We start from the raw sequence: 21,853 nt of genomic DNA, 5'->3' as shown, positions 1-21,853 counted from the left end.
ATTTTATTTAACTATTATAACAAAATCATTGCTTGAATTGTAATCATATCATCCATATTTTTTGGCTGATCAAATGATTTTTGATATTCTATTGATATTTTTGCATTTTGTCCATCTATATACCAATTTCCACCAACTTTCAATTCATTTGCAGGCTTTACTAAACTTTTAAAATCTCTATAAGAATATCCTACATACGGTTGTATTCTATTACGAAATTTCCCCTCTCCTTCTTTAAGATTCTTAGGCAAAAGATAGCCTATATGTCCAGAAAATTGATTACCATTCCCTACAACATTTCCTTGAAGATAATTCTCACCCATATCAGAATTTTGATATTTTGCATAAGCTGTAATAGATGAAGTCTTACCTATTGGTGCGTCATAAAAAGCATCAACAGCAAAATGAGTAACATTCTCTCCTATTAAATTATCATCCTCTTTTTTAACAATGGCTTTACTTTGATTAAAAAACCCAGCTCCAAGATTAAAAACTTTTTTAGTACCTAAATAAGTTCCTACACGATATGGTAAAGCGTTAGATTCTTGATCAAGAAATTGATAATCAAAATATCCTGAAATAGCATATTTACCTTCTCCAAGTAAAGCTTTTCCTAAATATTTTTCTTGACCATTTTCTAATATAGTACTTGAATTTCCATCTAACGTATTTGTTATTGCATCACTTAGTGCCAAACGATAATTTAATTTTCCTATTCTCCCTTTAGCAAAAATCCCTAAATGATTTGAAAACTGATCAGATAAACCAAGTGTAGACCAATCCGCTCGATTATTGTCTAACATCAACATATTAATAGACCCTTGCCCATTTCCACGTGAAATCCCTCCAAAATTATGAACTCCTGCTCCTATTGCTAAGTTATTTGTAACTTTATACTGCAAAAACATTTCATGCAAAAAGAACGAAACATCTGAACTTTTTCCCATTGGAGAGAGATTATTATCATAAATTCCATTAGCTCCAAAATGAGTTAAAATCATAAATCTATCATTAATTTGTGAATAAGCTAAAACACGAGCTCTTTTTATTGAAAATCCATCATTTGCATGCTTTCCTTCATAATCTTGAAACCAAGTCTGTCCCCATAATATAAATCGGACATATTTACTTCCTTCTGGGTTCAGTTTAACAACTAATCCTCCATCATATTCTGATGCATATTGTGCATTAACTTGTGATATTCCAACGATAAATAAAGTGGAAATTGTAATAAAAAATCTTTTCATATTTTGTGGTTAATTTTGTAGTTATGTTTAATAAATTATATTCAAAATGTAATAATACGTGATTTTTTATTAAATAAGGAATCCTTATATCTACAATTTTTTATTAATTCTATTTTTTTACAAAAAAAATAGAATTAACATTTTTTTGGTACGATGTATGCAGACTTCTTTTAAAATCAACAAATTATGAAAAATTTATTTTTAACATTAGTATTCGCAGCAACTGCAACAACTGCGTTTTCTCAAGATTTAACAACTCCACAAACTTCAGCAGATGTAGGTTCCACTCCAATCAAACAAGGAAATTGGTTAATTGGAGGTTCTATCGGGTCATTAGGTTATTCATTTGAGGGAGAAAAATTCAATATTAATATTAATCCGCAAGCTGGTTATTTTATATCAGATGGTATAGCTGTCGGTTTAGGTGTTGGAGCTGGTTTACAAACAGTGAAAGAAGGTAAAAATATTTGGAATTATAAAGTAGCTCCATTTGTACGTTACTATTTTCCTGAAGGTGCAAGCTCTACAGGACGTTTTTTTGGTCAAGGTGATATTGGTATTTCAGGAACTGGAGCAACAGCTGAGCAAAATTCACAAACGTCTTTTGCCTTTGGAATAAATGCAGGATACGCACACTTTGTCTCAAGAAATGTAGCTTTAGAAGGAATGGTTGGTTATAACTATTCAAAATCTGATTTAGCAAATGCTCAGGCTCAAAATGGATTAGGTTTAGCCGTAGGTTTTCAAATATATTTAGGACATAAATAATTATAAAATTCTCTTAAATTATTTAAAGCTATCAATTATAAAATTGATAGCTTTATTTTTAGTTTCACTTTTTTATAATCAACTTTTCAAATTGGATTAGTTAATCTATATTTAAAATAAAATTAATGTTATTAAATCGTTTTCCTCAACGTATTATTTGTTTAACTGAAGAAGGGACTGAAATTTTATATAATATCAACGAACAGCATCGATTGGTTGGAATTAGTGGTTTTACTTATCGCCCTCCAGAAGCTAGAAAAGAAAAACCAAAAGTTTCTACTTTTCTAGATGCAAAGTTTGAAGATATTATTGATTTAAAACCAGATTTAGTAGTCGGATATTCAGATTTACAAGCTAATATTGCTTCAGAGTTAATAAAAAGAGGAATCAATGTCTTTATATTTAACCATCGAACAGTTGAAGAAATTTTAAATATGATTATTCAATTTACTTCATTAATTGGTTGTCAAGAAAAAGGATTAAAATTAGTGGAATCTTACGAAAAAAAACTCGAAGGAATAAAACAACAAGCTTCTCTCCTTTCTTATCATCCAACTGTTTTTTTTGAAGAATGGGATGATCCTATCATTTCAGGAAGTGCTTGGGTAAATGATTTGATTGAAATCGCTGGTGGAAAATTAGCCTTCCCTGAGCTCAAAAATAAAGCTTTAGCAAAAGATAGAATTTTATTGAATGAACAAGTTATTGCTCGAAATCCTGAAATAATTATTGGTTCTTGGTGTGGTAAAATGTTTAAACCTGAGAAAGTAAAACAACGAATCGGTTTCGAGAATATAAAAGCTATACAACAAAATCAATTGTATGAAATAAAATCTGAATTGATTTTACAACCAGGTCCTGCAGCTTTAACAGAAGGTTTAGATAAAATTGCAGAAATAATCATTAATAGTTGTCAATATTATTTTGATTAATAAATTCTTAAAATTAAAATCAGCCTAGAAATATTTTCTAAGCTGATTTTTTTGTAATTATATAATCTATTTTTTTATTATTAATTTTTGAGAGTGATTAATCTTATCTCCTTCAACTTTCATAATATAAACTCCATTTGGCAGATTTGAAACATTTATAGATATCTGATTTAAAGCACTATAGTTATCTTCTTTTACTACAGAACCTGTCATACTATAAATTTTTATATTATAATTTCCATTTAAACTTTTACTATTAATAAACACTTCATTTTTAGCTGGATTTGGTGAAATGATAATTTGTTTAGTTGTATTAATGTCAGAAGTTGAAAGTTCACACTCTTTAGGTACATTAAAATCTTCTACTTGATCATAAAGATCTGGGTTTGGTTGACCATCCGTATTATACCAAGTTCCATTAACACCTCCTGGAGAAGCATTAATTCCTAACCCTCGTTTTGCAAAAGAATTCCATATTAAACATTTATTTTCACCGCCTGTCTGAGCCTTATCGGCTGCTAAAATAGCATCGCGACCATCAACAAACGAAGGATTACATTTTTGTAATTTCATTCCATCCATTACAAGCTGTAAAGCTCTTGCCGTCCCACTTTTTTTATCAGCTGTTACGTCATGATTATAACCATATTTTTCTACATATTTCCAAGTCAAATCCCATAACATAGTATTCCAAACAAAGCCTATACTATGAACATCAGGCATAGTTCCTACTACAATTCCAAAAATACTTGCTGGATATTCCATTCCGTTTGTCCTACCATACGTATAATTATTGACACTAAAATCAGGAGAATATTGAGCAGGACGAATTCCTAATCCATTAATATCTTGATTCTGAGAATAAGTTCCTATACCTCTTGGTATTGTTTCATTATCTGTCGGTTTTAATGTTAACATTAATGCCAAATAATCAGACCATCCTTCTCCCATTTGTTCATTAGATTCTGGTGCTAATAAACATAATCCATCACCTAAACCAGTTAAACGGTTTGAAATACCATGAGTATATTCATGTGCAATGATACCATTATCTAAGCTACCATCTGGCTGAGGAACTGATGATAAATCTTTATTAATTGTTAAATTAAGCTGACCATGATTTTTTAAACCTTCTTTTAATATTTCGCCAGCTTTATGATCAACTAAGATTGAATAAAATGCTAAACCTTCTACTAAAACACCTGAATTATAAGCCCCTAATACTTGCTCGTCATTTGCATTATAATAAATAATTGCTTTTGCATTTGCATTCGCTGCGTTTATATATTTATCTTGAAATGAGCATTCTCCCCTTTTTATAAGTACTATTTTATCGACTACACTTTCAGGATTAGTAAATTCAGAACAACCATTCTCTGGCAATGCAATCGCTATATTTCCAGTTATTCCTTCTTCTGGAAATGTCAAAACATCCGCAGGATATTTAGTATTTGTAGAAAAATCTTTTAATTCAGAAGGTGAGTTAACTTTTATTCCATTTATATATTTTGGAGACCAAAGGTACATTTGCATTACAGCTGGTCTTCCATCTTCTAAAACTTGAAAATTAGCATTATCATAACCTCCACCATCTCTGGCTTCTGCCATTACGAAATCTGCTTCTTCCCCACCTCTATTTAGATTACTATATTGAAAATTTTTAGCTGTTTCTGTAAAACCAAATTGATAAGAAATATCATGCATTACATTATTCATATAGAAAAGGTTTGTAATAGCCGCTTCACGATAAGTATCAACTGAAGAATTTATATCCAGAGGAAAATCAAAGTTTTTAGAAGGCCCTCCATATGCGGCTTGAGATAAATCATCAAGGGCATTTCTATTATTTTCATCAGTATAAGCAGCTACATTATTTCCAATGGAATAATCTTTAAAACCTTCAAAATCTGGATGATTTGTATCGTGCCATCCAAGAGGAGCATAAGTATCATTAAAAGGTTCATTTACAATACTTCTATTCCCAAAATTTGGTGCCTCTACAGGAAGTTTAAAAACATTATATCTAGCAGTAGTAGCTTTAGTTTTTTCAGTAGTTTTATTAAGCGGATAAGCTACTGTTTTCTTTGAATCTTTAGAAGTATAGTTTTGAGAAAGAAATGAATCATTTTGATGAAAATGATCATAAATTGTAGTATTCGTTTTAAGTAATATTTCGGAAGTTGCAGCATCTACTATTCCTAACCAATTATTAGATGTATTTTTTTCACGAAACACAATTTTATAAGCAAGTTTAGCTTCGTTATCTTTTATATAATAAATTAAATCTGTTTTAACCTGATCCAATTTACTTGTTTTCAATAAATTATTTTCTTCTTTCGATTTTTTTTCAAAAGTATAAGAAGATGCATTTTTCAATTCTATTGAATTAGCAAAAGTCAAAAAAGCATTGGTTTCATTCGTTACCTGTTTCTTTTGATCTAGATTTCTAATATTAATTTTGTATTCAAAACCATCAGTTACATGATTTATTCTGCCATCTTTAATTAAAAAAGTAGCAGAACGATTAAAAACAGGAATACCATTAATTTCTTGCTGAACTGAAACAATATCAGCTTTTAAAGATTTGGAAGGATCTACATTTACAATCTTAAAATCTTTTAATTGATTTGAAGCTTTTAAGCTTTTCAAATTCGTCTGAAAATATTTTTTTACTTCTTGTTCATGATTTTGAGCATTCAAAAATTGGAAAGATAAAAAAGGTAAAAGTAGTAAAGCCTTAAATTGATTTTTTTTCATATTAGTGTTAATTTATTTTGTGATTAAATTATATAAAAAATGTATAACTTAACTTTTTTGATAATGTTTTATCCTAAAAATTCACAAAATATCTACTAATATTAAGAATGATAGAAATTATTTTTAAAAAAAGTAAAAAAAGCAAAAAATTAACTACTGTTTGTTAGTTAGAAATACAGATATAAAACAAAAATAAAGGTATATTTATTAAATATGTAATTTTCACTACTAATAATTGCTATTTAAACTTTTCTTTTATCATTTTTGCAACTGGTTTCTCAAAATACTCAAAAGTAAAAGCACTTAAAATTAAAGCAATGCTTAAATAGATTCCAATTTTCACAAAATCGTTTATTGCAGGTAAATATTGATTCCCATATTTTATAACAATCATATGAATCATATAAAATGCAAAACTAATTTCTCCTAAATAAACAAGACTTCTATGTTGAAGAATCTTAGAAAATAAACCTTTCTGTAATGCAAAAACTAATACAATTCCAATCATCGGAATCCAATAATAAATTCCATAACGAAAAGCTCTTGCAACATCATTGTGGAAATAAAAAAAGATTATCAAAACTGTAATAGCAGCGATTTCTATTAAAGTTCCTTTTGAAAAATTGATAGGAGTATCTTTTATCTTTTTATAGATTTGACACGTAATAATTCCTAAAATAAAATCGAAACTGCGAACAATTGGATTGATATAAAAAATTGCTTTCTCCAACTTCATATTTGTTCTAAAATAAGGTTCAGCAAAAATGATAATCGGAATAATTAGTAATAAAATATATTTCAGCTTCGAGAATTTATGCAACCAAATCACATAAAAAGGAAACATTAAGTAGAAAAATAATTCGGTGGAAATACTCCACGAAACGTTATTAATAGAGAAATAAAAGTCTTTTATCGGAATATAAGATTGCAATAAAAATAAGTTTGCGCCTGCAATATCCCAATGAAAATAACTTTGCCAAACATTGATGATAACAAACGGCAACATGACACAAAATGTTAGGACATGAAGCGGATAAATACGAGCAATTCGCGCGATATAAAACTTCTTTTTATCAAAATTTGGATTGTCAATGATTTTCTTTTCGTAATTAAGAGCCAGAACAAATCCGCTCAAAATAAAGAAGAAACCAACACCTAAATAACCTTCGAAAAAGACGTTGTTTTTTAGATTATTATACCAAGCTAAATCGGTTTTTACAAACGTTAAATGGCTTAAGAATACGACAAAAGCAAAGAAAAAACGTAAAGAAGTTAAGCTATTTAGCATTAATCAATAATTTTAATTTCCATTTGATAATATTCGTCAAACATGCGAATAAATTCATCTAATTTACTTTCTCTTACAGAAATTATAAACATACACTTATCAGAAAAATGTTTGTCTTTAATCTCACCAGAAATACGATCGACATTGCGCTCTACAATTCCTTGTTGATCATAACTAAAAACCATTTTCACACGTTTCGAAACAAATTTTTCTACAATATTTGCTTCTTCTAGTACAACTTGTGCGGCATATTTATACGCTTTTACCAAACCAGGAATACCTAATTTTGTTCCACCAAAATAACGTACAGAGACAATCAAAATATTAGTGATTTCACTTGATAAAATTTGATTATAAATTGGTAAACCAGCCGAACCACTTGGTTCCCCATCATCATTTGCACGATGATTTTTACCATCAATTCCAAGTGCATAGGCGTAACAATGATGATTTGCATCGGGATAAATTTCGCGCAATTGATCCAAATAAATTCTGATGTCATCTTCATTTTCAACTGGATAAGCAAAATTAATAAACTTACTACCCAATTCTTTGAAAATTACATCTTCCACCGCTTTCTCGATTGTACGATAATTGTCCGTCATGTTGTATTGAAAAGTACCGCAAAGATAGTTTAAATAGTACTTTTAAAGAAAAAAGGTTTTATATTTATAAGTGATGAAAAGGAGTAAATTTTCAAAATCAATAAAAATTATTTTAGCAATTCTATTAATTGGATTGGCTTATTCGGTTTTTCAATATCATTCTAATCATGAAAAAAATGTAATCACTGAGCAAATTTTGAATGAAACGAATATTATTTCTGGTTATAATATAGTAGAGGCTGAAGATAATATTGAATTTGATTCTGAATATTTAAAATCTTTTTCATTAATTGATAAACCTTCTGTTTATGTACAATTGCTATTTTCTAATTTTAAAGAATTAGTAAATTATAAAAGCCGAAATAAGTTTAAGAATCTCAATAATAAGAATCAAAAAACAACTTTTTATTATTCAGTTTCTGAACCAATTTTATCCTCAAATTCTGATTTAGCACTTATCAAAATAACAGAACATTGTGAAATGTTATGTGGAGAAAGTTCAGTTTATATTTTTGAAAAGGTGAATGGAAAATGGAAGATTAAAAAGAAAATCTTAATTTGGATTAGTTAACATTAAATAATTAACATTATGAATCATATATTTTTAAGCTTATCATTTGTCTTTTTATTATTTAATTATTCTTGTGGACAAGATTCTAAAAATCGAATTGCTTTATCAAAAGAAGCTGCTGAATATCAATTAAAAGAAGTTCTTGCAAATAATAAACTTCATAACATAATTAATTCTAAAGATAAAATAATTAAAAATCAAGAAACGTTAATTAGCGTAATAGAACCTATACTTTTTGATATTTATGGGAAGAAAAATATTGAAGATCAAAAACCTTACGGAATAAATGATTTTGGAAATTATTATGTTGTAAATGGAACTTTGGATAAAAATTATATTGGAGGAACATTTCTAATAATTATTGATAAGAGAAATGCACAAATACTTAAAATGACTCATGGAAAATAAAAAAGAACCTTAAAATCTAAGGTTCTTCAATTTCTATTCTATTTTCGAAAATATTTAATTCATCATTCAAAAAGCGATGTTTTTCAGTTCGAGTTCCTTTTAGTCGAGGAGCTAAAATTCCTTCATTCCAAATGGTATCCGAACTCAAAATTCGTGCTTCATCCCACAAATCAGCATCAATAAAATGTTGAATGGTATCACTTCCACCTTCAATAATCAAGGATTGAATATTGTTTTCGTACAAATAATCCATTACTTGAGGCAATATTTTTTGCGTAAAATCTAATTGAACAAGTTCTAGATTTTCTTCAGAACAATTTTCAATCGAATTAAAAATAACAGTAGGTTGTGATTGATCAAACAAATGGAAACTTCTCGGAATCGCTAAGTTTTTATCAATCGCTATTCTCAACGGATTATTCCCTTCCCATAATCTTGAATTAAGCTGCGGATTATCAATAAGAGCTGTATTTTTTCCAACTAAAATAGCTTGTTCTTCCGTTCGCCATTTATGTACCAATTGTTTTGTATATTGGTTTGTAATCCACAATTGCACATCATCGCGTCCCATATAACCATCTTCTGTTTGCGCCCATTTTAAGATAATATATGGACGTTTTTTTTGATGAAACGTCATAAAACGCTTATTAAGTTTGATGCATTCTTTTTCCAAAACACCTAATGTTACATCAACACCATTTTTCAGTAAACGCAAATAACCTTGTCCATTTACTTTTGCAAAAGGATCTAGAGTTCCAATTACTACTTTTTGAATTTCTTTTTTAATAATCAAATCGGCGCAAGGAGGCGTTTTACCATGATGCGAACAAGGTTCTAACGTAACATATAATGTGGATTCTTTTAATAATTCTTGATTTTTAACCGAATTAATTGCGTTAACTTCCGCGTGCGGCCCACCATATTCTGATGTAAAACCTTCGCCTATTATTTGATTATTATGTACAATAATAGAACCAACAAACGGATTAGGATATGTTGTTCCTAACCCGTTTGTTGCAATTTGTATACAACGAGCCATATATTGCTCATCGATAGATTGTTGTGCCATGCCTAAAAATTATGCATTAAAATCAATATTGAATAATGTTTTCAGTTTGATTTCAGCCTCTATCAATTTTTTACGTTTATCGTCAATCTGCTTATAAACATCTTTTAACAAAGGATTGTTTTCATTTGCATTCGAAAAGAAATGTACATTATTATCTAATTGATTGATTTCTTTCTCTAAATCTTCAATTATTTTTCGTGTTTTTCTAATCTCATCATCTAATAAATTCCCATTATTTCCAGATTTTACTTTATTTACAAAAGATTGTAATTTGTAATCATTCAATTCATTTTTAGAAAGATTCAAAGCTTCTAATTTCTTATGATATAAATCTGTAAACTCTTGGTTAATCGATATTTTATCAGAAGGAACTTTTCCTAAAGCTGTCCAATTATTCTGAATTTCTTCTAATTGTTTCAACGCCTCATTCTTATTTTCAGAAATTGTTTGATTCTTGAAATCTTCTAAGAAAGCTTGTTTATTTTCTAAATTCTGTTCGAATTTTTGATTCGCTTGTTCGTGACGTTTTTTATAACGATCAAAGAATTGATTGCATGTATCCTTAAACTCTTTCCATATTTTATCAGAGTTTTTTCTTGGTACATGACCAATTTTTTTCCAATCATTTTGGATTTTTTTAATGACTTGTACAGATTTATTCCAATCAATACTATCTGTATGTTCTTTTGCTATTTCAAGTAATGCTAGTTTCTTTTCAAGATTTATTTGTTGTTCAGATTTTAAATCTTTATAAAAATCATTTTTGATGTGATTAAATTCTCTTGTAACTTCTTTAAAAGCTTCCCAAGTAGCAGAATTTTTTTCTTTCGGAACTCTACCTAAAGAAATAAAGTTTTCACGCAATGTATTTACCTCTTTAATTGCTTTTTGCCAATCGCTATGTGACTTACTTACAGTAGTTGATGCTATTTCTTTTATACGAGCAATAATTTGATTTTTCTTCTCTAAATTATCTTTTTGTTCTTGTTTTATTTTTTCATTCAATTCTCCTTTTCGGTCATGAATTTTATTTGTCAATTCTTTGAATTTTTGCCAAGTTGGCTCGCGTAAATCTTCTTGTACAGGAACAGCTTCTTCCTTCCATAAACGGTGAAGATATTGTAACTCATTCAACGCTTTTTGAACATTATTTTCTAAGACTAGTTCTTCTGCTCTTTTGATAATAGAATAACGAACTTCAAGATTATGCACGTAATCCAAAGTTTGTAATTCTTTATTCATGTCCAAATATGTATAAAAGTTGTCTAAATGGAAAAAGTAATTTTTGAATACATTTTCAGCATTTTTACTTGGTATTCTTCCTGCATTATGCCAACGAGTTTTTAATTCTCGAAATTTCTTGAACATAGCAGCAGATGAATCATTTGGCTCTTGATATAAAGCTTTTAATTCATCAATAATTTCTATACGTTCTTTTAAATTTTCAGATTCCTTTTTTTCGTTTTCTTTATGGAAAATTGCCAATTGATTTTTAAAATCGTTATAGACAGCATTAAATTTTGCTCTAAAAGATGTTTCGTATCTAAAATCTAACTCTTCTCCTCCTTCATTTAAAAAAGCTTCTTTTTTTACAGCTTCATCTTCTTCCAATTTATTTTTAAATGCTTCTCGAATTTGATTAAAATGTTCACGAATATCCTGAACATCGTATTTACTTAGAAGATTTTTAGCTTCGTTAATCAATACATCAAAACTAAATGTTTCGTAATCTTTAAAAGAAATATTATTTACATTTTCTTGATTCGTTAACTCTTCTGTTTTGTATGTTTCCGTGTTAGAATCATTTATAGGTGCAGATTTTGGTAATTGTTCTCCATCTGCATTTTGCAGGTTATCCATTTCAGTATTCATAAGAAAAAAAGTTTTGTTCCTCAAACTTAATAAAATTTGGGGACAATATCAAGTTCATTAATCGAGTTTATTCCAAATATCCCAAGCTTTTTCAGCCTGTAATATTAACATTTCATGTCCATTTTTTATTTTAGCTCCTTGATTTTTACCATTTTCTAAAAACTTTGTCAATGGTGGATTGTAAATCAAATCGTACAATAAGTGTTTTTCATTGATTAATTGATAAGGTAAAGATGGAGAATTTTCTACATTCGGAAATGTTCCAACAGGTGAACAGTTAATAATAATTTGATGATTATTAATAACTTCTTCATCTAATTCCTCATAAGTTAAATAATTATCTAATTTTGCTCTCGAAACGATTTTATATTTAATTTGTAATAAATCAAGAATATAATAAACTGCTTTTGCAGCACCTCCATTTCCTAAAACTAACGCTTTTTTGTGATGTGATTCTAAGAGAGGTTCTAATGAATGATGAAAACCATAACAATCTGTATTATGACCGATTCGCTTTCCGTCTTTTATTAAAACTGTGTTTACAGCACCAATTGATTTAGCTTCTGGCGATAATTCATCCAAAAATGGAATTATTTCTTGTTTGTAAGGAATTGTTACATTAAATCCTATTAAACCTTCCGTTTCGAATACTTTTTCTACTTCATCGATTTGCTTTAAATCAAAAACATTGTAGACAGCGTCTACAATGTTTTCGTTTTTAAATTTTTCAGCAAAATAAGATTTAGAAAATGAATAGGAAATATTTCTTCCGATTAATCCAAATTGTCTCATTCTTCTGTTTTATTTTTATTGAATTGAGCTTTCACTAAACGAATAATTAGTGGCATATTTGCCAATAATATTATTCCGAAAATGAATTTCTCTAAATTATTTTTTACAATATCAAATTGACCTAATGTATGTCCTAATAATGAAATTACACCAACCCAAAGTACCGCACCAATAAAACTATAAGTAATAAATGTTCGGTAATTAAGGTTTGTAACTCCACAAATAAACGGAATTATGGTACGAACAACAGGCATAAAACGAGCGATAATAATTGCTTTTTTACCATTTTCATTAAAAAACTCTGTTGCTTTTTCTATATGTTTCTTTTTAAGAAACCAAGAATCTTTTCTACCAAGAATCCATCCTCCAAATTTACGTCCAACATAATAATTTACATTATCTCCAAGAATTGCTGCAACCATTAACAATGGAATAATATATTCGATATGTAAATGGTTTTGGTCATCATTAGCTGCAATCATTCCAATAGAAAAAATTAGCGCATCCCCAGGTAAAAATGGCATTAAAAATGACATAACAATTAAACCTGTTTCAGCAAAAATTATTAGGAATAAAATGGCATAAATCCAATAACCATAATTATTGATTATGTCCATTAACACCTTATCTGGACGTTGAACAAAATTTGTGATAAACTCAATAATAGACTGCATTTTTTATCTTTTAAGCTCTTATTATATCAGCTCCTAATGCACGTAAACGTACATCAATATCTTCGTAACCACGGTCAATTTGATCGATATTATGAATAACTGTTTTTCCTTTCGCAGAAAGTGCAGCAATCAGTAAAGACATCCCTGCACGTATATCAGGAGAAGTTAATTCTGCACCTTTTAAAGGTGTTTCATGATTAAGTCCAATAACTGTTGCACGGTGCGGATCACATAAAATAATTTGCGCACCCATATCAATTAATTTATCTACAAAGAATAAACGAGATTCGAACATTTTTTGGTGAATCAAAACACTTCCTTTTGCTTGTGTTGCAATAACTAAAATTATAGATAATAAATCTGGAGTAAACCCTGGCCAAGGAGCATCAGAAATTGTTAAAATGGAACCATCTATAAAACGTTCAATCGAATAATTTTCTTGAGCTGGAATATAAATATCATCATTAACTTTTTCTAGTTTAATTCCTAATTTTCTAAAAACATCTGGAATAACGCCTAAATTTTCCCATGAAACATTTTTAATTGTTATTTCAGATTTTGTCATTGCAGCCAAACCTATCCATGATCCAATTTCAATCATATCTGGTAAACATGTATGTTCTGTTCCTCCTAAACTCTCAACTCCTTCAATCGTTAAAAGATTAGAGGAAATTCCAGAAATCTTAGCTCCCATTCTGTTCAACATTTTACACAATTGTTGAATATAAGGTTCACATGCTGCGTTATAAATAGTTGTTGTTCCTTTTGCTAAAACAGCAGCCATAATAATATTTGCAGTTCCTGTTACAGAAGCTTCTTCTAATAACATATACGAACCTTGCAATCCGTTTTCGTCCACTTCTACACCATAAAAATCTTCATCAGGATTGAATCGGTATTTTGCTCCTAAAGCAAAAAAGCCTTCGAAGTGTGTGTCTAAACGACGACGTCCAATTTTATCTCCTCCTGGTTTTGGCATAAAAGCTTCTCCAAAACGAGCTAAAAGTGGCCCCATTAGCATGATTGACCCGCGTAATGCAGCACCGTCTTTACGAAATTGTTTTCCTTTTAAATAATCTAATCGTAATTCGTCTGCTTGGAAAGTGAAATCTCCTTTTCCATTTTTTTGTGTTTTTACGCCTAAATCGCCTAAAATTTCAATCAGACGATTGACATCTCTGATATCTGGAATATTTTTAACACGAACTTGTTCATTAGTTAATAAAACTGCACATAAAATTTGTAATACTTCATTTTTTGCACCTTGAGGAGTGATTTCTCCTTTTAAAGATTTACCTCCTCTTATTTGAAATGTAGCCATTTAGTTTATATTAAATAGTTTTTATTTAACCTTTATTATTTCGAACGTTTTGGTTTCGATTGTTATTATTGTTATTATTTCGGTTATTGTTGTTTTGACGATTATTCGAATTTTGGTTATTATTTCGGTTATTGTTATTACCTTGATAATTTCTGTTATTGTTTTGGTAATTTCTGTTATTTTGATTGTTGTTTGAATGATTGTTATTATTATTCAAACGCTCAGGAGAAACTAAATTATCATCTACTTTTCTCAAATCAATTTTACCATCAGATAATTCGTACAAATGATTAAAAATAACTTGATCATCAACAGTATCTTTATTCCAAAGTAAATAACATTTTTTCATGTGATTGGCAATAGCAAAATATAAGCCTTCTCGCTTTTCACCTTCTTCCCAAGTAACAGCAACATCAATCATTTTTCGAATATTATTACCATAATATCTATACTTGTAAATACTTTGCGGATAATCAACTTTATTTGGTTTGCTATTTACAGTATCTTTTTTTGTAGGAATAGGATAAGGTGATTTCACATCCAAATCGAATTCAGCCATAATAAAAAGCTGATCCCAAAGTTTATGTTGAAAATCTGGGACATCTCGTAAATGAGGATTTAGTTCGCCCATTACTTCAATTATAATTTCAGCAAACCCATTACGTTCTTTTTCGTCTGTTATTGTTTTACAATGATTTACCATTTCTTGAATATGACGTCCATATTCTGGAATAATCAATTGTGTACGAAGTGTATTATATTCCATTAAATTTTCTAATGTATTGGTTACAAATTTACAAAATTCTATCTGATTATTGGAGTTGATTAAGCGGATTGATTACTAAAATTTTATTAAAAAATTACCATCCTAAAAGGATCTTATAGAAGAATAAGACTATTTTACTTATTAATATATTCTAAACTAAATTGTAAACAAACAATTCTAGTTTTTAAAAAGATAGGATTATTTTGATATAACAACAAATATAGTATTTTCTTTTTCAAGAGATGGCTACTTTTATTATTTTTTACAAATAATTTATAATCACAAGTTTAATTACTCAAAATAAAAATATCAATCATAAAAAAAACCAACTTTTCAGTCGGTTTTTCTTTTATTATTAAATCAAAAATTAACAATTTTCGATTACGCTTTTTACCACGCGAATTACATTTGGCATTGCTGTATTCGCTGCGTTTAATACATCTTCGTGCGAAACATCAAACGAAATTTCTGGCCCACCTAAATCTGTAATAATAGATAAACAGAAAACACGCATATCCATGTGACGAGCAACAATAACTTCAGGAACTGTACTCATTCCAACACAATCTCCGCCAATAAAACGAACCAATCCGTACTCAGATGGCGTCTCGAAAGTTGGCCCTTGTAATCCTACATAAACTCCTTGATGAACCAAAATATCATTTTCTTTTGCAAATTCTGCTGCTTCGTTCAACATTTCTCTGTCATATGCTTTTGACATATCCACAAAACGAGGTCCTAATTCGTCGATATTTTTTCCACGTAAAGGATGTTCTGGCATCATATTGATATGATCTTTTACCAATAAAATATCTCCAACTTGGAAATTTGGATTAACACCACCAGAAGCATTCGATAAAACAACTTTCTTAATTCCTAATCCATTAAAAACACGCATTGGGAACGTTACCTCTTCCATCGAATATCCTTCGTAATAATGGAAACGCCCAGCCATCATCAAAACTTTTTTACCTAAAATAGTTCCGTATACTAAGTGACCTTTGTGCCCTTCTACTGTTACTTGAGGAAAGTTTGGTATATCTTTGTAGCTAATAACAACTTTATTTTCTACTTCGTCTTCTAATTTTCCTAATCCAGATCCTAACACAATTACAAATTCTGGTTGATCTGGCAATAAATTATTGATGTACTTTACAGCCTCATTAATTCTGTCCAACATACTCTAAAATAGTTTGATTAAATTTTTCTTTATCGTTAATATCGATACTAATTGGGATGTAGTATAAATCGTCTTTTATCATGGATTCCTCCATCAAACGCATATAATCTTTCTCTGTTGTCATGATAATTTTATCAAAACGCTTTCTACCTTCCGTATCTTCGTATCGTTTGTAAATATACTCAATTTCTGATTGACTAAAATTATGATGATCTGGATATTCTAAATGTAAGACATTTGCAAAATTTTCTTCCGCAAATTTTACCAAACCTTCTGTTTTAGCAATTCCTGTAACCAAAATAACATTCAGATTTTTCCAAGTTAATTTTTCAACATTATCCAATTTCCCTATCAATTTGTTATCATATACAATTTTCGAGAAAAATAATTGCTGATGAGATTTCAACTTAATCTTTTTCGAAATTTCTTTGTGTTTTTCCTCCGAAATTCGATCAGGACATTTTGTTACAATTATAATATCTGCCCGGCGAACTCCACTTCTACTCTCTCTCAAATCACCTGCTGGCAATAAAAAATCTTTGTAATATGGATTATTGTAATCTGTCAACAAAATATTGAAACCAGCTTTTATTCCACGGTGTTGATACGCATCATCCAACAAAATTGTTTCTGCATTGTAATGATCAATTAATTTTTGTGCACCAAAAGCTCTATCTTCACAAACCGCAATCAAAATTCTGTTTTTAAAACGTTGAAAAAACTGCATTGGTTCGTCTCCAATATCATAAACTTTGGATGAATAATTTGCAATCAAAAAACCTTTTGTTTTTCGTCCATATCCTCTACTCAATGTTGCAATTAATTTTTCATCTTTCAACAAATCAATTAAATACATGATATGAGGTGACTTCCCAGTTCCGCCAACAGAAAGGTTTCCAACATTAACAATTGGAATATTGAATGATGAAGAACGCACCATTCCTATATTGTAAAACAGATTTCGAACCGAAGTTCCAATCCAATATAAACCAGAAAATGGAAGTAAAAATCTACGCCAATTCATTTTTATTTTTAATATTAAGCGAAAATACTATTTTCAATTTTAATTCTAAAGAAAGAAACACTTCATTTCTTTATTTAGCTAAAAAAACCTATTCTTTTTGAACAGGTTTTTAATTATTTATTAATCGTATAATTTATTCAATTCGTTGGCATAACTGGTTTTATCCTCTATTTCCCATCCATAAGTTTTTGCAAGGAAATACAAATCACCAAGATTTTGAATTAATTGTTGATGTGCTTCGTGTTTTAGTTTGGTTTGATCGACGGTTTTTTCTACATGCTCCACAGCACGTTTCTTAATTCCATTCAAATCATCTTTACTAAATTTATTAAAAACACTTTGATCCATGTCATAAAAACTAACATCTGGATACACTTGAATTTCAACTGGAGGAATAGATTTAATGATAATTTTTTTATTCACCGAATCCAATTCAATATCCATTTTTTTCAAATCATACGTTGCTTGTGCTTTGGCCTTCACCAAGAGAGTTACCTTTTTATCCGCAGAAAAAATATCCGTTAAACCTGGCAGCGATTTCTTTGAAGTGTGATTGTATAAATCTGAATATGTTTGTTCTGCAACAATCATTTTATTCATTCGTTCGATTTGATACGCAATCACATGAGATTGTTCTGTATAGCTTTCAGATTTGAATTTGTCCATGATGAAATATGTTATCATCACACCAAAAATGAAGGCTACAACAACAAGAATTATTTTTTTAAAATTATTCATTTTGCATAATTTGGAGTCAATGGCGTACCATTCACAATCTGTGCCAAATCCTCTTCTAAATAGCCCGAAACTGGAGATTCTACAATTCTACCAACTTCTTCTTTTTTATTATTATATACGATAATTGTCGGAACGTGTGTTATATTTTTATTGATCTCTTCACCATAAAAACTTTTCTTTTGACGGTTTACTCCAATCACTTTCAAACGATTTTGAGGAAATTTTATATCATCTAAAATTTTATACAAACGAGGCAATTCACGACGAGAATCAGGACACCAAGTTCCAACAAAAACTTCCAAACGATAATTGCGTAAATTTTTTATTGATTTCAATTTACTTTTCTCTACTTCATAAGAATCATATTCAGAATGATACCACTCTTTAAATCCTTCTTCTTCTAAAGCTTTTCTATTGAATTCTCCTGTCAACATTTTCTTCCCATTTTCAGCCGTAATCGTACGATTCAATACTTTACTTTGAGCAAAAGATTGAGTAGAAATTCCTAACATTACAACAAGAGCAATTGCCAATATTCTTTTCATTTTATTTTTAGTTTAAGGTTTTAAATGTAATAATAATTATGCAATGATTTGACCATTTTCCATCTTTATTGTACCAATTTCGAAAGTAGCCAATTGATTCAATAAAGGATAATTTTTAGACATTCCTTTATAAACTTGTTTCTCAGCATCAATCTCGATATGACCAATAAATTTACGTAAATCACCTATTTCAATAATTTTTGCAATTTGTTCTACCGAATTATTTTGTTCGTTGTATTCATCTTCAAAATAAATTCCCAAATCGACAACTGAAGAGTTTTCTCCATTTTGGATTTGAACATCATGAATTACAACATCCAAATATTTTTGTCCATTTTGAGGAATCGATAAATATTCATCAAACGGAAATTTTTCTTGCGTAGCTAAAGCATCCAGTCCGGCTAAAATAGCCAATGCATTATATTTTCTTGTTGTATTTCGTTGATAATCATTCGGGAAATGTCCCGCTTCAAACAATACGCAAGGATAACCCATTTTTGTAAAATTATCTCCAGTTGACATCGGATAAAATTCTGATGTATAACGACCTATATGACCAGAAATTACTTTTTGCAATTCTGTATTCATTGCTTGAATAATTCCCATCGTTTTTTCACGAACTTCGTTCACATCTTCTTCAACGTTATAAGAAGGTGCTAAAAAAGAAAGCGTTGCAGGCTTTGCTGTTTGTCCAACATTGAAAATTGTACGTTGATCATGCAAATTGAATAATGTTTGATAATTTCCTTTCTCTACTTGATCTAATAAAACATGAATTTCTGTCGATTCTTTTGCTAAAAAATCACGGTTAATATCAATTCCAACAGCATTTCTACGTGTATTAACATTTGCTCCATCAGGATTTAACATTGGAATAAAATCAATGGTCAATTGAGATAAAATTGTTTGAGCTAATTCAGATTTTTGTTCAAAAAAATTAATCACATCAAACATTGCACGCGTTCCAGATGATTCATTTCCGTGCATTTGAGACCAAATTAGTAATCGTTTTTCTCCTGTTCCAAAACTTAATTTATAAATTTCGTTTTCTAAGAAAGATGTTCCAATTTGTTCTTTTTGAGATGATTTTAATGAAAAATATTGATTTAAAGCTTCAAAATTTAACCATTTCGAATCAAAACCTTCTTGTCTGAAAGTTGAATATTCTTTCTCTAATTGATGAATATCAAACATTTAGTATTTTTTATGTTTTATTTAATTGGATTGACTTTCGATATGTTTTTCTTGCCTTATGATTAACAGGCGAGTATGCTTTCCATAAAACTTGAATACTTTCATTATCCGCTAATTCTGGATTCGTTTCTAAAAACTCAATATTATTTCTATTGAATGTGTCAAACATTGCACTAAATATTAATGCAGTAACACCTTTTCCTTGAAATTTAGGATCAATACCAATCAAATAAAATTGAGCGGAATCATTATTTTTACTTGCTCTCATCAAATGCCACCAACCAAAAGGAAAAATTTTACCTTTTGCTCTTTGCATTGCTTTCGAATACGAAGGCATTGTAATTGCAAAAGCAATCATTTTATTATTTTCGTCTACAATACAATTTACAAAATCTGGATTGATAAACGGAATATATTTCTTTTTGTAATACTCAATTTGATAATCCGCAATTGGCACATAGGTATCCAATTCACTGTAGGTTTTATCTAACAAATCGAACATTTCGTCTACAAAAGGAATAATTTCTGAAGTTTTAGTAAACTTCAACTCTCTCAATTTATAACGTTCACGGATAATAGTATTAAATTTTGTTACCTTCTCTGGTAAAACTTTTGGAGCAGGCAATTCATATTCTACCCATTCGTTTGCTGTTTCAAAACCTAACGATTCCAAATGTTGAGGATAATAAGCATAATTATATAATCCAACCATTGTTGCTAGTTTATCGAATCCCATCGTTAGCATTCCTGCTTTCTCTAAATTCGAAAAACCAACTGGTCCTTCTACATATTCTAACTTATTTTCTTTTCCTATTTCTTCTACTTTAGCCAAAAGAGCTTTTGTTACTTCGATATCATCAATCATATCAAACCAACCAAAACGCATTTTACGTTTTTGTTGTTTATTGACTTCTTGCCAATTGATAATTGCAGCAACACGTCCCACAATCTTACCTTCTTTTTCGGCAAGAAAATAACGCGCTTCAGCATCTTTAAAAACGGGATTTTTAGAAACATCTAATGTTTCCTTTTCCTCATTAATAAAGGGCGGAACGTAATATTGATTATCCTTATACAAATTCATCGGAAACTTAATAAACGTTTCCAAATCATGTTTTGACTGTACTTCTTTAATACGAATACTCATAGCGTGCAAAGGTAGTAAGTTTTGTAATTTTTAATAAAAAATTTTCAACAAAAATGTCAGTTTTATGTATTGAAATTACATGATTTAATACAGAATTCTGCCAAAAAGCCAACAATTCTACTATTTTTGTCTCTATTCAGTTATTGGAATACTTTTTGAATTTCGAATGACATTAAAACGATTAAAAAATAAAATAGAAAATAGATGACAGGTTATTACATTATTATTGGGCTATTCATGCTGATTAGTTGGTTTGTTAGCAACCGACTTCAAAGTAAATTTAAGTATTATTCGAAGGTACATTTAGCAAATGGAATGTCAGGAAAAGAAATTGCAGAAAAAATGCTTTCAGACAATAACATTCATGATGTTCGTGTTATTTCTACTCCTGGTCAATTAACAGATCACTACAACCCTGCTGATAAAACAGTAAATTTATCAGAAGTTGTTTATCATGAACGTAACGCTGCTGCTGCTGCTGTTGCAGCCCATGAATGTGGACATGCAGTACAACACGCTATTGGATATAATATGTTGCAATTACGCTCAAAAATGGTTCCGATGGTAAACATTGCATCGCGATTGAATCAATGGATTTTGATGTTAGGATTAATCGTTATGGCTTCATCTAAAAATGCAACTTTATTGTGGATAGGAATTTTCTTATTTGCAGTAACTACAGTTTTTGCTTTTGTTACTTTACCAGTAGAATACGACGCTTCTAATCGTGCATTGGCTTGGTTAAAAGGAAACAATATGGTAATGCCAAACGAATATGAAGGTGCAAAAGATTCATTAAAATGGGCTGCAAGAACATATGTAGTTGCAGCGATTGGTTCATTAGCACAATTACTTTATTTCGTAATGATGGCAATGGGCGGACGACGAGATTAAAACTTGATTATTATAAAATTTTAAAAAAACCTTCAAAATTTTTTGAAGGTTTTTTTAAAAT

The 21,853-nt window shown here is 29.5% G+C and carries 21 protein-coding genes; 5 read left to right on the top strand and 16 right to left on the bottom strand.

The window, feature by feature from the left end:
• Positions 1-14: 14 nt before the first annotated feature.
• Positions 15-1,247 carry a hypothetical protein gene (locus E4J94_RS06555; RefSeq protein ID WP_135835057.1) on the bottom strand — a complete coding sequence of 411 codons (1,233 nt, stop codon included), beginning with the start codon at positions 1,245-1,247 and terminating at the stop codon, positions 15-17.
• Between the two features lie 186 nt (positions 1,248-1,433).
• Between E4J94_RS06555 and E4J94_RS06550 the strand changes: the two genes are divergently transcribed.
• Positions 1,434-2,015 carry a DUF481 domain-containing protein gene (locus tag E4J94_RS06550; RefSeq protein ID WP_135835056.1) on the top strand — a complete coding sequence of 194 codons (582 nt, stop codon included), beginning with the start codon at positions 1,434-1,436 and terminating at the stop codon, positions 2,013-2,015.
• Between the two features lie 125 nt (positions 2,016-2,140).
• The gene (locus E4J94_RS06545; RefSeq protein ID WP_135835055.1) at positions 2,141-2,947 is read left to right on the top strand and encodes a cobalamin-binding protein; all 807 of its coding nucleotides are present in this window, start codon (positions 2,141-2,143) and stop codon (positions 2,945-2,947) included.
• Between the two features lie 66 nt (positions 2,948-3,013).
• Here E4J94_RS06545 and E4J94_RS06540 read toward each other — a convergent pair whose 3' ends face one another.
• The 3 genes from E4J94_RS06540 to E4J94_RS06530 form a co-directional block, all read right to left on the bottom strand.
• Positions 3,014-5,704 (bottom strand): T9SS-dependent M36 family metallopeptidase, encoded by a 2,691-nt coding sequence (locus tag E4J94_RS06540; protein WP_135835054.1) that lies wholly within the window; start codon positions 5,702-5,704, stop codon positions 3,014-3,016.
• 238 nt (positions 5,705-5,942) lie between these two features.
• Positions 5,943-6,992, bottom strand: a complete 1,050-nt coding sequence (locus E4J94_RS06535) for an acyltransferase family protein (protein ID WP_135835053.1) — start codon at positions 6,990-6,992, stop codon at positions 5,943-5,945.
• Complete coding sequence (locus E4J94_RS06530) at positions 6,992-7,597, bottom strand: IMPACT family protein (protein WP_135835052.1); 606 nt, start codon at positions 7,595-7,597, stop codon at positions 6,992-6,994. Before E4J94_RS06530 ends, E4J94_RS06535 begins: the two co-directional genes overlap by 1 nt.
• Positions 7,598-7,670: 73 nt before the next feature.
• On the opposite strand from E4J94_RS06530, the gene E4J94_RS06525 reads away from it, so the two are divergent.
• Together E4J94_RS06525 and E4J94_RS06520 are read left to right on the top strand one after the other, a co-directional pair.
• Positions 7,671-8,168, top strand: a complete 498-nt coding sequence (locus E4J94_RS06525) for a hypothetical protein (RefSeq protein WP_135835051.1) — start codon at positions 7,671-7,673, stop codon at positions 8,166-8,168.
• Between the two features lie 18 nt (positions 8,169-8,186).
• Positions 8,187-8,576, top strand: coding sequence for an NTF2 fold immunity protein (locus tag E4J94_RS06520; RefSeq protein WP_135835050.1), 390 nt, complete (start codon positions 8,187-8,189; stop codon positions 8,574-8,576).
• A gap of 16 nt (positions 8,577-8,592) precedes the next feature.
• Here E4J94_RS06520 and ribD read toward each other — a convergent pair whose 3' ends face one another.
• The 12 genes from ribD to E4J94_RS06460 form a co-directional block, all read right to left on the bottom strand.
• A complete protein-coding gene (gene ribD, locus E4J94_RS06515; protein WP_135835049.1) occupies positions 8,593-9,645 on the bottom strand; it encodes a bifunctional diaminohydroxyphosphoribosylaminopyrimidine deaminase/5-amino-6-(5-phosphoribosylamino)uracil reductase RibD in 1,053 nt (350 codons plus the stop codon).
• 9 nt (positions 9,646-9,654) lie between these two features.
• The gene (locus tag E4J94_RS06510) at positions 9,655-11,517 is read right to left on the bottom strand and encodes a DUF349 domain-containing protein (protein WP_135835048.1); all 1,863 of its coding nucleotides are present in this window, start codon (positions 11,515-11,517) and stop codon (positions 9,655-9,657) included.
• 57 nt (positions 11,518-11,574) lie between these two features.
• On the bottom strand, positions 11,575-12,309 hold the full coding sequence (locus tag E4J94_RS06505; protein ID WP_135835047.1) for a shikimate dehydrogenase family protein: 735 nt from the start codon (positions 12,307-12,309) through the stop codon (positions 11,575-11,577).
• Positions 12,306-12,983 carry a VTT domain-containing protein gene (locus E4J94_RS06500; RefSeq protein ID WP_135835046.1) on the bottom strand — a complete coding sequence of 226 codons (678 nt, stop codon included), beginning with the start codon at positions 12,981-12,983 and terminating at the stop codon, positions 12,306-12,308. Before E4J94_RS06500 ends, E4J94_RS06505 begins: the two co-directional genes overlap by 4 nt.
• A 10-nt stretch (positions 12,984-12,993) precedes the next feature.
• Positions 12,994-14,304 (bottom strand): UDP-N-acetylglucosamine 1-carboxyvinyltransferase, encoded by a 1,311-nt coding sequence (gene murA / locus E4J94_RS06495; protein ID WP_135835045.1) that lies wholly within the window; start codon positions 14,302-14,304, stop codon positions 12,994-12,996.
• Positions 14,305-14,329: 25 nt separating this feature from the next.
• Positions 14,330-15,070 (bottom strand): DUF4290 domain-containing protein, encoded by a 741-nt coding sequence (locus tag E4J94_RS06490; RefSeq protein WP_135835044.1) that lies wholly within the window; start codon positions 15,068-15,070, stop codon positions 14,330-14,332.
• Between the two features lie 367 nt (positions 15,071-15,437).
• The gene (locus E4J94_RS06485) at positions 15,438-16,250 is read right to left on the bottom strand and encodes a purine-nucleoside phosphorylase (protein WP_135835043.1); all 813 of its coding nucleotides are present in this window, start codon (positions 16,248-16,250) and stop codon (positions 15,438-15,440) included.
• On the bottom strand, positions 16,234-17,274 hold the full coding sequence (lpxK, locus tag E4J94_RS06480; protein ID WP_135835042.1) for a tetraacyldisaccharide 4'-kinase: 1,041 nt from the start codon (positions 17,272-17,274) through the stop codon (positions 16,234-16,236). The genes E4J94_RS06485 and lpxK overlap by 17 nt, the downstream gene beginning before the upstream one ends.
• A gap of 120 nt (positions 17,275-17,394) precedes the next feature.
• Positions 17,395-18,012 carry a DUF4230 domain-containing protein gene (locus tag E4J94_RS06475; protein WP_135835041.1) on the bottom strand — a complete coding sequence of 206 codons (618 nt, stop codon included), beginning with the start codon at positions 18,010-18,012 and terminating at the stop codon, positions 17,395-17,397.
• Positions 18,009-18,557: a TlpA family protein disulfide reductase gene (locus tag E4J94_RS06470; RefSeq protein WP_135835040.1), complete on the bottom strand. Its 549-nt coding sequence runs from the start codon at positions 18,555-18,557 to the stop codon at positions 18,009-18,011. Before E4J94_RS06470 ends, E4J94_RS06475 begins: the two co-directional genes overlap by 4 nt.
• Positions 18,558-18,593: 36 nt before the next feature.
• A complete protein-coding gene (locus tag E4J94_RS06465; protein ID WP_135835039.1) occupies positions 18,594-19,751 on the bottom strand; it encodes a M14 family zinc carboxypeptidase in 1,158 nt (385 codons plus the stop codon).
• Between the two features lie 10 nt (positions 19,752-19,761).
• Positions 19,762-20,898 carry a GTP cyclohydrolase gene (locus E4J94_RS06460; protein WP_135835038.1) on the bottom strand — a complete coding sequence of 379 codons (1,137 nt, stop codon included), beginning with the start codon at positions 20,896-20,898 and terminating at the stop codon, positions 19,762-19,764.
• A 204-nt stretch (positions 20,899-21,102) separates the two neighbouring features.
• Here E4J94_RS06460 and E4J94_RS06455 point away from each other — a divergent pair, with 204 nt between their 5' ends.
• Positions 21,103-21,792 carry a zinc metallopeptidase gene (locus E4J94_RS06455; RefSeq protein WP_135835037.1) on the top strand — a complete coding sequence of 230 codons (690 nt, stop codon included), beginning with the start codon at positions 21,103-21,105 and terminating at the stop codon, positions 21,790-21,792.
• The last annotated feature ends 61 nt before the right edge of the window (positions 21,793-21,853 follow it).

The organism is Empedobacter tilapiae (assembly GCF_004785645.1).
Classification (GTDB): domain Bacteria; phylum Bacteroidota; class Bacteroidia; order Flavobacteriales; family Weeksellaceae; genus Empedobacter; species Empedobacter tilapiae.
The sequence above is the reverse complement of the archived record's forward strand: the minus strand, read 5'-3'. Positions and strand labels throughout refer to the sequence as shown.